At 62.7% G+C, this 11,881-nt stretch carries 10 protein-coding genes; 8 read left to right on the forward strand and 2 right to left on the reverse strand.

Features of this window, described 5'->3' with window-relative positions; translation table 11 throughout:
- Nucleotides 1–95 precede the first annotated feature (95 nt).
- The gene (locus ACROUL_RS00535) at nt 96–1,610 is read right to left on the reverse strand and encodes a DUF2125 domain-containing protein (RefSeq protein WP_431297613.1); all 1,515 of its coding nucleotides are present in this window, start codon (nt 1,608–1,610) and stop codon (nt 96–98) included.
- Between the two features lie 130 nt (nt 1,611–1,740).
- Between ACROUL_RS00535 and ACROUL_RS00540 the strand changes: the two genes are divergently transcribed.
- The 7 genes from ACROUL_RS00540 (at nt 1,741) to ACROUL_RS00570 (ending at nt 9,132) form a co-directional block, all read left to right on the forward strand.
- Nucleotides 1,741–2,349, forward strand: coding sequence for an enoyl-CoA hydratase/isomerase family protein (locus ACROUL_RS00540; RefSeq protein WP_431297614.1), 609 nt, complete (start codon nt 1,741–1,743; stop codon nt 2,347–2,349).
- Nucleotides 2,350–2,368: 19 nt separating this feature from the next.
- Nucleotides 2,369–3,316: an agmatinase gene (gene speB / locus ACROUL_RS00545; protein ID WP_431297615.1), complete on the forward strand. Its 948-nt coding sequence runs from the start codon at nt 2,369–2,371 to the stop codon at nt 3,314–3,316.
- Nucleotides 3,317–3,376: 60 nt separating this feature from the next.
- Nucleotides 3,377–4,624 (forward strand): mechanosensitive ion channel family protein, encoded by a 1,248-nt coding sequence (locus ACROUL_RS00550; protein WP_431301213.1) that lies wholly within the window; start codon nt 3,377–3,379, stop codon nt 4,622–4,624.
- Nucleotides 4,617–5,768 carry a TIGR03862 family flavoprotein gene (locus ACROUL_RS00555; protein ID WP_431297616.1) on the forward strand — a complete coding sequence of 384 codons (1,152 nt, stop codon included), beginning with the start codon at nt 4,617–4,619 and terminating at the stop codon, nt 5,766–5,768. Before ACROUL_RS00550 ends, ACROUL_RS00555 begins: the two co-directional genes overlap by 8 nt.
- Nucleotides 5,769–5,865: 97 nt before the next feature.
- Nucleotides 5,866–7,302, forward strand: a complete 1,437-nt coding sequence (locus tag ACROUL_RS00560; protein ID WP_431297617.1) for a mannose-1-phosphate guanylyltransferase/mannose-6-phosphate isomerase — start codon at nt 5,866–5,868, stop codon at nt 7,300–7,302.
- Nucleotides 7,303–7,304: 2 nt separating this feature from the next.
- Nucleotides 7,305–7,874, forward strand: a complete 570-nt coding sequence (locus tag ACROUL_RS00565; protein WP_431297618.1) for an isopropylmalate isomerase — start codon at nt 7,305–7,307, stop codon at nt 7,872–7,874.
- Between the two features lie 565 nt (nt 7,875–8,439).
- The gene (locus ACROUL_RS00570; protein ID WP_431297619.1) at nt 8,440–9,132 is read left to right on the forward strand and encodes a sugar transferase; all 693 of its coding nucleotides are present in this window, start codon (nt 8,440–8,442) and stop codon (nt 9,130–9,132) included.
- Between the two features lie 367 nt (nt 9,133–9,499).
- On the opposite strand, the gene ACROUL_RS00575 is transcribed toward ACROUL_RS00570, so the two are convergent.
- On the reverse strand, nt 9,500–9,727 hold the full coding sequence (locus ACROUL_RS00575) for a hypothetical protein (protein ID WP_431297620.1): 228 nt from the start codon (nt 9,725–9,727) through the stop codon (nt 9,500–9,502).
- A 263-nt stretch (nt 9,728–9,990) separates the two neighbouring features.
- Here ACROUL_RS00575 and ACROUL_RS00580 point away from each other — a divergent pair, with 263 nt between their 5' ends.
- Nucleotides 9,991–11,784: an ABC transporter ATP-binding protein gene (locus ACROUL_RS00580; protein WP_431297621.1), complete on the forward strand. Its 1,794-nt coding sequence runs from the start codon at nt 9,991–9,993 to the stop codon at nt 11,782–11,784.
- The last annotated feature ends 97 nt before the right edge of the window (nt 11,785–11,881 follow it).

Below are 11,881 nucleotides of genomic sequence, written 5' to 3' on the forward strand. Positions count from 1 at the left end.
GCAAACGGGCCAGTGCAAGCGGGAGCCGGAGCGTGGCGTGCCAAACGAAACGGCCCCGGACGTTTGCCCGGGGCCGTTATCGCGGTTGCAGGCGGTTACTGGAGCCGCTGGCCGTTGGCGAAGAAGCCCTTGTCCTTGAATTCAAGCGTCGAGGTCAGTTCGTCAGGCCCGGCGCCGGGACGCGCGAACATTCCAAGCATCATCCGCGCGCCCATCGCCTGATCTTCGGGCAGGATGCCGATGGCGATGAGGTTGTCGATCAGCTTGTTGACGCCCTTGATCGTCACGTCGATGGTGCCGGTCGGTGCGGGCATGCCCTGGAAGGTCACGAGATCGGTGTTGTCGAAGGTCAAGGCGCCAGTGGCCGCCACCTCGGCGCCGGCGGCCTTGACCAGCGCTTGCGTCAGATCGAGCGAGGTCAGTTCGCCAGGCGCCTCGACCCCGTCCATCTTGACGTTCGGGTCCATGATGTCCTGCTTCCAGAAGCCGGTGCCCTTGGCATCGAGAATTATCGTCGCGGGTTCGCGCGACAAGGTCCCGGCGGGGTCGAATATGCCCCAGACCTCGTCCGAGATGGTGAAATCGACCAGCTTGGTCAGGAAGGCGAAGTCCTGCGGGGTGTCGGATTTCGATGCGGGCATCAGGATGTTGAAGGCGCTTTCGGCGAAGTTCAGCGCCACCTCGGGGAACGGAATCTGCGCGCCGGACATCTTGATCGCAGCGCCGGTCAGAGTGCTGCCGTAGTTGACGCGGGTCTTGTCCATCGCAAGGGTCACGCCGCCGCCGGTGGCCGCGCCGGTGAAGGTGGTCGGCCCGGTCGTGTCGGTCACATCGGCGGTGAAGGTCATCGCGCCGTAGGTGAAACCGCTGTCGACTGTGAAGCCTGCATTCAGGGCGGCGGCCATGTTGGCCATCATTTCAGCCCCGAGAAGCGTGCCGTTCGAGCGACCGGCAAGATCGGCCATGCTGAAGGCCACCTTCACATCGGTGGAGGTTTCAGCGTTCTTGTCGGCAAAGTTGACGGCGGCCGATTTCGCGGTGAAATCGGTTTGCAGGCCGGTCGCCGCGCCTTGGGCGCTGACCTTGTAGGTGCCGGCGACCTCGGTCAACACGGCATCAGCGGTCACGTTGCCGACCTTGCCGTCCTTGTCCTTGACCTCGTCCAGTTTGATGGTGACCGAGGGGGCGCTGTAATCATACGAAGTTTCGCTGGCCGAACCGCCGGCAATCAGGCTGAGGCCGGGTTGCGTGACGGTGAGCGCCATCGAAGACGGCGCGCTTTCTTCGCCCGGCGGGAAGGTGAAGGTCAGGGGATAGCTGTCGGCCATCGTGACCTTGACGGTGCCGTCGCCCTGATCGGTGAAGTTGAGTGTGTCGAGGTTGGCCGAGAAACTGCCACCCTGTTCATCCTTGAAGGTCAGCACGACGCCCGTGACTTCGAGGGTTTCGCCGTTGCGTTCAGCGCTGGCTACCGTCAGTTCCTGGCCCGCGCCGGTGGCCAGCGCCTGCCAGCTTTCCCATACCTCTTCAGGGGTGACCTGCGCCTGAGCGCCCGAGCAAAGGACTATTAGGGCAAGCGCGGTGCTGCCCGAAAGTTTCCAGTTCATCATCGCGATGCCTTCCGACGGAAAATTGATGGCGCATGGTTCATGTGGCGGGCAAGGGCGTCAAGGGTTTCCGCGCGGGCCGATGGGTAGTAAACGCCATTGTTATGCGAATAAGCGGAAGGTGGCACGCGAGATGATCGAAACCAGTTGGGATGGCCGTCTGTGCACGCTGACGCTTGACCGTCCGGACAAGGCCAACGCGCTGAACCGCGCGATGCTGGGGGCACTGGCGGAGGCGGTCGCGGGGACATCGGAGGCATCGGTGTTGGTGCTGACCGGCCGGGGGCGGGCGTTTTCCGCCGGGGCCGACCTTGCCGAGATGCAAGCTGGGCTGGGGACCGACCCAGTCTGGGGCCGCGCTTCGGAGGCGCTGGCGGGGTTTCCGGGGCTGACGATCGCCGCGCTGAACGGCACGCTGGCGGGGGGTGCCATGACGCTGGCGCTGGCCTGCGACCTGCGCATCGCGGTGCCGGGGGCGGCGTTCTTTTACCCGGTGATGCGGCTGGGGCACAAGCCGCAGGCGCCTGACCCGGCGCGGCTTCGGGCGTTGATCGGGCCGGCGCGGGCGCGGATGCTGCTGATGGCGGGCGTGCGGATCGGCGCGGAGGCGGCGCTGGCCTGGGGGTTGATCGACCGGATCGTAGCAGAGGGCGCCCTTCTGGACGAGGCGCGGGCCTTGGCAGCGGATGCCCTTGCGGCATCGCGGGAACATGTCATGACGTTGAAGGAAATGACCCGGTAGGCGGGGATGAGGGGACAAGATGGCACATGGCTATGAAAGCGGGCGGCTGAACCTGCCGTTCGTCGGGATCGCGACGTTCGGGAAGAACCCTTACGAGCCGGATTGGGCGAAGATCGACGCGGATTTCGCCGTGATGGGCGCGCCGTTCGATTTTGGCACCCAGTTCCGCGCCGGGGCACGCTTCGGGCCAAGGGGCATCCGCGAGGCGTCGACACTGTTTTCGTTCGGCCATGCCGGGGCCTATGACCATGAGGATGACGTGACCTATCTGGAGGGGGTGCGGATTGTCGATATCGGCGACGCCGACATCGTTCATACCGATACCGAGACGAGTCACGCCAACATCGAGGCCGGGGTGCGGGCCATTCTGGCGGCGGGGGCGGTGCCGGTCGTGCTGGGCGGGGACCATTCGATCAACATCCCCTGCATCCGCGCCTTTGCCGGGCGGCCGATCCACATCGTGCAGATCGACGCGCATCTGGATTTCGTCGATGTGCGCCACGGGGTTCGGCATGGTCATGGCAATCCGATGCGGCGCGCGGCGGAGCAGGAGCATGTGAAGGGGATCACCGCGCTGGGCATCCGCAACGTCAGCAGCACGGCGAAAGACGGCTACGACGCGGCGCGCGCGATGGGGGACGACATCCTTTCGGTGCGGCAGATTCGCAAGCTGGGACTTGAGGCGGTGCTGGCGCGGATTCCGACGGGGGTGGACTATTATCTGACGCTGGATATCGACGGGTTCGATCCGTCGATCGCGCCGGGAACCGGGACGCCGTCGCACGGGGGGTTCCTGTACTACGAGGTGCTGGAACTGATCGACGGGCTTACCCGGCAAGGTCGGATCGTTGGGATAGATCTGGTCGAAGTGGCGCCGGATTACGACCATTCCGGCACCACGACTATTCTAGCGGCGCAGATCTTGTTGAATACGATCGGGCGGATTGCCCACCGTGCTAAGGGGTAATCTTTGGAGGGGTTTGTCGTACGAGTGACCGGCTGGTTGGCCGAAGCGCAGTCAGTGGCGATGGACTGGATCACCTCGCCCGCGGCGTGGTCACAGTTTGCACTTTTGGCGGTGGCCTATGTGGCGGCGCGGATGCTGGCGGGGCGGATGCAGCCCGCGATCCGCCGGGTGTTGGCGCCTGAGGCCGGAGCAGTCGGGCTGGTGGCGCGGGTTCGGCGGGCGGGGCTGTTGGTCCTGCCCTTGCTGCTTCCACTTCTGGCTTATGCACTGACGGCGGCGGGCGAAAGCGTCACCCGCGCCACGTTCGGATCGGGCGAGGTGATCGCGTTCGGCAAGCGGGTCTTCCTGTTTCTGGCCGCGCGGACGCTGGTGCGCGAGGTCCTGCCGGATGGGTTCCTGAAACTGCTGGGGCGGTTCGTGCTGATCCCGGTGGCTGCGCTTTACACGTTGGGGGTGCTGGACGACATCACTGCGTGGCTGGACGAGACGGTGATCGCGCTGGGCAACATCCGGTTTTCGGCGCTGGCGCTGATCCGGGGGCTGATTGCGGGTGCGCTGCTGTTCTGGCTGGGCGCGTGGTCGAACCGGCAATCCACAGGCTACATCAAGGCGCGCGAGGAATTGCGGCCAGCGACGCGGGAACTGGCTATCAAGGCCGCCGAGGTTGCCATTTTCGGTGCGGCATTCTTGCTTTTGATGTCGATCATGGGGATCGACCTGACGGCTGTTGCCGTGCTGGGCGGCGCGCTAGGCGTGGGGATCGGGCTGGGCTTGCAGCAGATCGCGGCGAACTTCGTGTCGGGGATCATCCTTCTGCTTGAAGGCCAGACCACGGTTGGCGATTACGTTGAACTGGACGGCGGCGAGAAGGGCACGATCGTCAAGATGACCGCCCGCGCCTGCGTGCTGGAGACGTTCGACGGCAAGTGGATCGTGGTACCGAACGAACATTTCATCACCACCCGAGTCACCAACTATTCTGATCAGGGCAGCGCAAACCGATACGAGGCGCTGTTTTCGGTCAGCTATGAGACGGACATCAACCGCGTGCCGGAGATCATCGAGGCTGCCGTTGCCGCGCTGCCCTTCGTGCTGAAATCGCCCGACGGGCCGGATTGCGAGCTGAAGGGGTTTGGCGAGAGCAGCGTCGATTTCAGCGTGGAATACTGGGTGGCGGGGATTGATGACGGCAAGAACAAGTATGGCTCGCCGGTGCTGTTCGCGATCTGGAATGCGCTGAAGGCGGCGGAGATCGAGATGCCCTATCCGCACCGCGTGGTGGAATTGCGGACCGCCGCAAATGCTTGACGCGCTGGTGATCGGGGCAGGCCCGGCAGGCCTGATGGCGGCGGAGGAGCTGGCGCGGGCCGGACGTCGGGTGGTGGTCTGCGAAGCGAAGGCATCGGTCGGGCGCAAGTTCCTGATGGCGGGGAAATCGGGACTGAACGTCACGAAGGACGAAGCCTCCGCGCGGTTTCAGGCGGCTTACGGTGGCGATTGGCTGGCGCCGATGCTTGCGGCCTTTGGGCCGGGCGAGGTGCAGGCATGGTGCCGGGAGTTGGGGCAGCAGGTCTTTACCGGATCGTCGGGCCGGGTGTTCCCGGTGGCGATGAAAGCCTCGCCCCTGCTGCGGGCGTGGCTGGCACGGTTGGCAGACCTTGGCGTGGATATCCGCACGCGCTGGCGGTGGGACGGGTTCGAGGGTGCGGGGTTCCGGTTTCTGGCGCCGGGTGGCGTAGAGGTGCTGCACCCTGCCGTGACCGTGCTGGCGCTGGGCGGGGCAAGCTGGGCGCGGCTGGGGTCGGATGGCGCATGGGTGCCGTGGCTGCGGGAGCGCGGGGTTGACGTGGCGCCGTGGCAGCCCGCGAATGTGGGGTTTGCGGTCAATTGGTCGCCGCATATGACGCGGTTCTTTGGTCAGCCGGTGAAAGGCGTGGCGCTGTGTGTCGGCGGGCAGCGGGAGCGAGGTGAATTCAACCTTTCCAGCAAAGGGTTGGAGGGTGGCGGGATCTATGCGGTCAGCCGTGGCTTGCGCGATGGCGCGGGGCTGGTGCTGGACCTGATGCCGGACGTGCCCGCCGCCGAAGTGGTCGCACGGCTGGCGCGGATGCGGGTGGGAGAGACGGCCGCGAACCGGCTGCGCAAACTGGGGCTTTCCGCCGTTGCGGTGGCGTTGATGCAGGAGTTCGGCAGGGGGCTGCCGCTGACGGCGGTAAAGGCGCTGCCCGTGCGGCTGGCCGGGCCGCGACCGCTGGACGAAGCGATCTCGGTCGCGGGGGGTGTCAGGCGCGAGGCGGTGACGCAGGGGCTGGAGTTGCGCGCCTTGCCCGGAGTCTTTGTCTGCGGCGAGATGCTGGATTGGGAAGCGCCGACCGGGGGTTACCTGCTGACCGGGTGTTGGGCGACGGGGCGCTGGGCGGGGCGGGCTGCGGCGCAGGTGAGGGTGGCGTAAGTGGCGCCCTGCCCCGGTCCTTCCTTCGTTCCACCCTTGTTTTGCCCCTTCTGTCCCGCAAGAATTAATCTGCCAATCTGAAACCGGAGTGTTTTTCATGCCCACCTTGCATCCCGTCCTGCTGTGCGGCGGCTCTGGCACCCGGCTTTGGCCCTTGTCGCGCAAGAGTTTTCCCAAGCAGTTCGTGCCGCTGACTGGTAAGCAGACGCTGTTTCAGGCGGCGGCAGCGCGAATGGATGGCGCGCCGGGGGTGGCGGCGCCGATCGTCATCACCAATTCTGATTTTCGGTTCATCGTGACCGAACAGCTTGCGCTTGCCGGGATCGACCCCGGTGCGATCCTGATCGAACCAACGGCGCGCAACACGGCGCCGGCGATCCTTGCCGCGGCATTGCACCTGGCCGAGACCGATCCCGACGCGCTGATGCTGGTGATGCCGACCGACCACGAAATACCGGACACGGCCGCGTTTCGCGCCGCTGTTGCCGAAGGTGTGCTGCGGGCCGAGGCGGGGCAGATCGTCACTTTCGGCATCCAGCCGGACCGAGCGGAAACCGGCTATGGCTGGTTGGAGCTTTCCGCGCCGCCGGCCGGTGGCGCGCCGGTGCCGCTGCTGCGCTTTGTCGAGAAGCCCGACGCGGCCCGGGCCGAGGCGATGCTGGCCGAGGGGCGGTATCTGTGGAACGCGGGGATTTTCCTGATGTCGGTTGGCACGCTTCTGGCCGCGTTCCGCGCCCATGCTGCGGATTTGCTGGGGCCGGTGAGCGAAGCGGTAACCACGGCGCGGAGCGATCTCGGCTTTCTGCGGCTGGCACCCGGGCCGTGGGGCAAGGCGCGCGAGGTGTCCATCGACTATGCCGTGATGGAGAAGGCCGCGAACCTTGAGGTGGTGCCGTTCAAAGCCGCTTGGTCTGATCTGGGCGACTGGAACGCTGTGTGGCGCGACGGGGTGGGCGAGGGCAGCGTGGCGACGCATGGGCCGGTCACCCTTATCGATTGTGAGGGCAGCCTGATCCGGTCGGAAAGCGAGGCGCTGCGGGTGGTCGGGATCGGATTGCGCGATCTGGTCGTGGTGGCGATGTCCGATGCGGTGCTGGTGGCCGACCGGTCGCGGACGCAGGAGGTCAAGGAGGCCGTTGCCCGGCTGAAGCAGGACAAGGTGCGGCAGGCCGAGATCTTGCCGCGCGACCATCGGCCGTGGGGCTGGTTCGAGACGCTGGTTCTGGCGGACAGGTTTCAGGTGAAGCGGATCGTCGTCCATCCGGGCGCATCGCTGAGCCTGCAAAGCCATGTCCACCGCGCCGAACACTGGATTGTCGTGTCGGGCACGGCGAAGGTCACGGTGGATGGAACGGTTTCGCTGCTGACGGAGAATCAGTCGATCTACGTACCTTTGGGCGCGGTCCACCGGATGGAGAATCCGGGCAAACTGCCGATGGTGCTGATCGAGATCCAGACCGGTGCGTATCTGGGCGAGGATGACATCATCCGCTACGAGGATGTCTATGCACGGACCGAAGGGGCGAAGGGCTGATCGTGGAGACGCTTGACTGTGCGCTGCAGCGGTGGTCGCCGGGACTGGGCGACCCGAATGTGATGGGTTGGCTGACGGTGGTGGTCTTTGCGGCTGCGGCGATCGTTACCGCAAGGCGCGCGATCAGGGGGCCGTTTGCCGAGGAAACCCGCAGCAGGGAGCGTGCCTTCTGGTGGTTCTCGTCGGTGGTGCTGGCCTGTCTGGCGGTGAACAAACAGCTTGATCTGCAAACGCTGCTCACCGAGGTCGGCCGCTGCGTTGCCCACGCGCAGGGTTGGTATGAAGACCGCCAAATCGTGCAGCGCAGGTTCATCGCCGGTGTCATGGTGGGTGGGGTTGTGTTCATGGGCTGGCTGGGATTTCTGTTACGGCGCACAGTGCAGCAAACCGGCCTTGCGGTGTTGGGGCTTGGCTTCGTGTGCATCTTCGTGGCCGTGCGCGCCGCCGGGTTTCATCATGTCGACACGCTGATCGGGACTGCGGTGGCCGGGCTGCATATGAACTGGCTTCTGGAGTTACCCGGCCCGATCCTGGTCATGGTGGCCGGTTTGCGCGGTTCCCTGCCGAGTTGAACGCGAAGGGTTTGCGGCGAAAACGAATCACTTTGCACGGTTCAGCGCCGCCGTAACGCGGAACGCGGGCGGCTTTGGAGGATTTGTTCAAAATTTGATCAGTGACAGAAAAAGTGAACAAAAAATTGATCGTTTCCACATCCTCAACAATGGCATGAGGTTACCGCGGCACTAGGCTTTTGCTGCACGCGCGATGGCTAGATCGCAGGATTCGACCGCTTGTCGAAATGTGGCGAATTTCGTTTGAAATCGGGCAGAAAAAAGGCGTCAAGCACAAATGCCCGGAGGGCGCCAGCTTCGGCAGGCTTTCGCGGGATTACCCTTCGTCTGGTAACAGAGGGCACCGAACACACAACCATAGCGTGTAAATATTTGAAATGAAACCCTTTTTGCGCGTGTGGGTCTTGGCGGCCACATTGCCTGCCCAAAGCGGAGGTGCTACATGAAGGGACAAGTTGTTCGGCGAACCCTATAGGTCGCAAGTTCAGATTTAAGTCGAAAAAGTGTCCTGCGTTTTCAGGATTGGTGTCGTTGGTAGCTGAGGCCCCTTCTGGGAGGTTTGTTGATGACTGTGCGCATTAAGGCTGGGGCGGTAGATTTTGACCGCGCACGCATTGAGCCGAGAGAGGCATGGTTGTTGCCGCGCCGCGAGCGGCTGTATCGCCGGACGTTCAAGCGATTGATCGACATCGTGTTCGTTTTGCTGATCACACCGTTCGTTCTGCCTATGGTTCTGGCCTTGTGCGTTCTGATTGCACTGGATGGATCGTCCCCGTTTTACACGCAACTTCGCGTTGGCAAGGGTGGTCGCGTTTTCCGGCTGTGGAAGCTGCGCAGCATGGTGCCGGACGCCGACGAACGGCTGGCCCGGCATCTGGCGGACAATGAAGCGGCCCGCATGGAGTGGAACGCCTACCAGAAACTTGCGTCCGACCCGCGGATCACGACGCTGGGCCTAGCCTTGCGCAAAACTTCTTTCGACGAACTGCCGCAGCTTTGGAACGTGCTGAAGGGCGACATGAGTTTGGTCGGGCCGCGCCCGATGATGCCAGAGCAGCGGGACCTTTACCCCGGCCACGCGTATTATGCGCTTCGCCCCGGTGTGACTGGCCCGTGGCAGGTGTCAGACCGCAATACTGCAACTTTCGCCCAGCGCGCAGAATTCGACACGGCTTACGAGCGCAATGTCTCATTCGCGACGGACATGAGGCTTCTGATTGCTACTGTCGGAGTCGTGCTGCGCGGAACCGGGCAGTAATCGACTGCGGCATGACGGATCTGCCCCTGGCGATGGCCACAGCAATCATCAATTCAAGCACGAGGATGGCAGTCCCGGTTGCTACGTAGCCGAGGGCCGCGACCCAGAATGGCTGGCCAATCATCGCAAGCGTTACGGAAACGGTGCCGCCAGCGACCATGCTGATGAGAAGCAATCCAACGATCATTCCAGCCTCCCAAGACAATCGTCCCGCAACAACGCCGCGCGAGCAGCCAACATCACAGACACAACCTTAGCGACCTGAAACCGAAATCATATCGGTTTACTGATCGCTTAAGCGGATCATGGCTTAGGGTGACAGCTATTGTTTAACGGATTCTTGCCGATAGCGCTGAATTCGCGCGATTCAGGACCCGACAGTGTTGCCAGAACGCCCAACAATGGGGGAAATCGCATCGGATTTCGCTTCGCCCGTTGCGGAGAAGGCTGCTGCAACCAGCGTGAGGATCATTCCGAGCGTGCCGCCAAGCATGTAAAAGAGAATCACCGCGAGGAGCGAGTATCCCAAAAAGGCCGCCGTTCCTGCGGAAGCGACGGCAAGGATGATCGCCATAAACATGTTGCCTGCGAGCATGAGCGATTTTCCTTCAACCATCGGATACGGCTTGACGTGTTAGAAGTCTGGCTGCTGGTCGTGGCAAAATTAGGGCAGCGATTGGTGGAGAACGCGGCGGCGAAATCATGCCAGCAGCACAGACGTACGGACGGCAGTTGCACGGGACAACGTCCGGGCCAAAGCCAGCCAGCGACAAGGCTACAAAACAAGCCCAGATCGCGCCTTCCTTTTGCCTTTGCCAGGTAGCATGGTGTCGGCTGCACCGGGACCGGAGAAGCCAGTTGATCGACGTCTATCGGAAGATTTTTTCCCTGCTTGAAGCGGGCGAGCGGCGGCGGTTCTGGCTTTTGAGCCTGATGATGATCGCGATGGCGCTTGTCGAAATGGTGGGCATCTCTTCCGTGCTTGTTCTTTTGCAGGTGCTCTCAGATCCTTCGTCCGTTGCAGAAAGCAGAGTGTTCTCGGCGATTTTTGACATGTTGGGTTTTTCCAGCATCTTCGCATTCCAAGTCTGCTTTGCTCTGGCGGTGACAGCACTGGTGCTGATCGGGCTGGTAGTGAAAGCATCGGGCACCTACGCCTTGGTCAGCTATTCGAACATGCTGGGCTATTCGATTTCCAGCCGACTTCTAAGTGCATACATGCATCAGCCCTACGGCTGGTTCTTGAACCGCAACAGCGCAGAGGTCGGCAAGAACGTTCTTGGCGAGGTTGACCGTCTTGTGAGCTCTGTGTTGACGCCGCTTTTTCGGCTTACCGCCAGCGCAATGCTTGTCGCTGTGATCGTGGGGTTCCTGCTGCTTGTTGATCCTGTCGTTACCAGCATTTCGTTTGGTATCATCGGTGGCAGCTACGCGTTGATCTACCTAAAGCTGCGCGAGAAGCTGCGCCGGACCGGGGAAGAGATGATGCGCGCATTCGCGGACCGCTTTAAGGTTTCGCAGGAGGCAACTGGCGGGATCAAGGATGTAAAGCTGCTTGGCTTGGAAGACGATTATACCCGGATTTACAGGATCGCCGCACATCGCAGTGCCAAGGGTCAGGCCACAGTCGGGATCATTTCTGAACTGCCTCGTTTTGCACTGGAAGGAATCACGTTTGCAGCCCTGTTGGGGATAATCCTGCTGCTGCTGCTGCGCAGTGGCGGCAACATTGCCGATATCGTGCCGTTGCTCGGCATACTGGCGTTTTCGGTGATGAGACTGCTGCCCGCATTGCAGCAGATTTATCATGCCTTGGCCACAATCCGCGGCGGACTGGCGGTGCTCGACGAAATCTCTACGGACTATGCTTCGGCGATGTCCTCTCGGATGCCGTCCCAGGCACCACAGCCGGCGTTGCATCTGGAGCATTCGCTGGAGTTGTCGGGGATTAAGTTCACCTATGCGCAAGCGGCCCGACCCGCGCTTTTGGGGTTGGATGTGATTATCCCTGCCCGAACGACCGTGGGGATCGTTGGGGGCACAGGGGCAGGCAAGACCACGCTGGTCGACGTGGTGCTGGGACTTTTGACCCCCGATGGCGGCGAGATCAGGGTGGACGGAACGCTGGTGACCCCCGCCAATATCCGCGCCTGGCAGAAGACCCTTGGCTATGTGCCACAGTCGATCTTCCTGACCGACGACACGATCGCCGCTAACATCGCCTTTGGTGTACCGAACGAGCAGATTGATATGGCCGCGGTGGAACGCGCGGCCCGCGCGGCTGCGCTGCATGACTTTGTGAAAAGCGATCTTGCCGATGGCTATAAGACAATAGTGGGCGAGCGCGGTGTCAGGCTGTCGGGTGGGCAACGCCAAAGGATCGGAATTGCCCGCGCGCTTTACCGCGACCCGACGCTTCTGATCATGGACGAGGCGACCTCCGCGCTGGACAACATCACCGAGCGGGTGGTTATGGAGGCGGTGCAGAACATACGGGCCGACAAGACTATCATCCTGATTGCCCACCGGCTGAGCACGGTCAGATCCTGCGACATCATCTTTTTGATGGACAAAGGTCGGATCGCAGCCCGTGGTACCTATGATCAACTTGTGGCGGACAATGAAACTTTCCGGAGGATGGCTACACATTAGGAAGGGAAACCCGGCTTGAATGCCACGAGCGTGTCGCCCTAAGTGGCGCGGTCGGCGTTCAGATTGTGACGAGCCCCCTTCCATCAGCCTTAGTGAC

The sequence above is a fragment of the Tabrizicola sp. BL-A-41-H6 genome, from assembly GCF_050632395.1.
In the GTDB taxonomy this organism is placed as follows: Bacteria; Pseudomonadota; Alphaproteobacteria; order Rhodobacterales; family Rhodobacteraceae; genus JAUYQR01.

Excerpts from the sequence above, each read along its gene's own strand:
- ACROUL_RS00535 (WP_431297613.1), bottom strand. The coding sequence starts at position 1,610 with ATGATGAACTGGAAACTTTCGGGCAGCACCGCGCTTGCCCTAATAGTC.
- ACROUL_RS00540 (WP_431297614.1), top strand. The coding sequence starts at position 1,741 with ATGATCGAAACCAGTTGGGATGGCCGTCTGTGCACGCTGACGCTTGAC.
- ACROUL_RS00555 (WP_431297616.1), top strand. The coding sequence starts at position 4,617 with ATGCTTGACGCGCTGGTGATCGGGGCAGGCCCGGCAGGCCTGATGGCG.
- ACROUL_RS00560 (WP_431297617.1), top strand. The coding sequence starts at position 5,866 with ATGCCCACCTTGCATCCCGTCCTGCTGTGCGGCGGCTCTGGCACCCGG.
- ACROUL_RS00550 (WP_431301213.1), top strand. The coding sequence starts at position 3,377 with ATGGACTGGATCACCTCGCCCGCGGCGTGGTCACAGTTTGCACTTTTG.
- speB (WP_431297615.1), top strand. The coding sequence starts at position 2,369 with ATGGCACATGGCTATGAAAGCGGGCGGCTGAACCTGCCGTTCGTCGGG.
- ACROUL_RS00570 (WP_431297619.1), top strand. The coding sequence starts at position 8,440 with ATGACTGTGCGCATTAAGGCTGGGGCGGTAGATTTTGACCGCGCACGC.
- ACROUL_RS00575 (WP_431297620.1), bottom strand. The coding sequence starts at position 9,727 with ATGCTCGCAGGCAACATGTTTATGGCGATCATCCTTGCCGTCGCTTCC.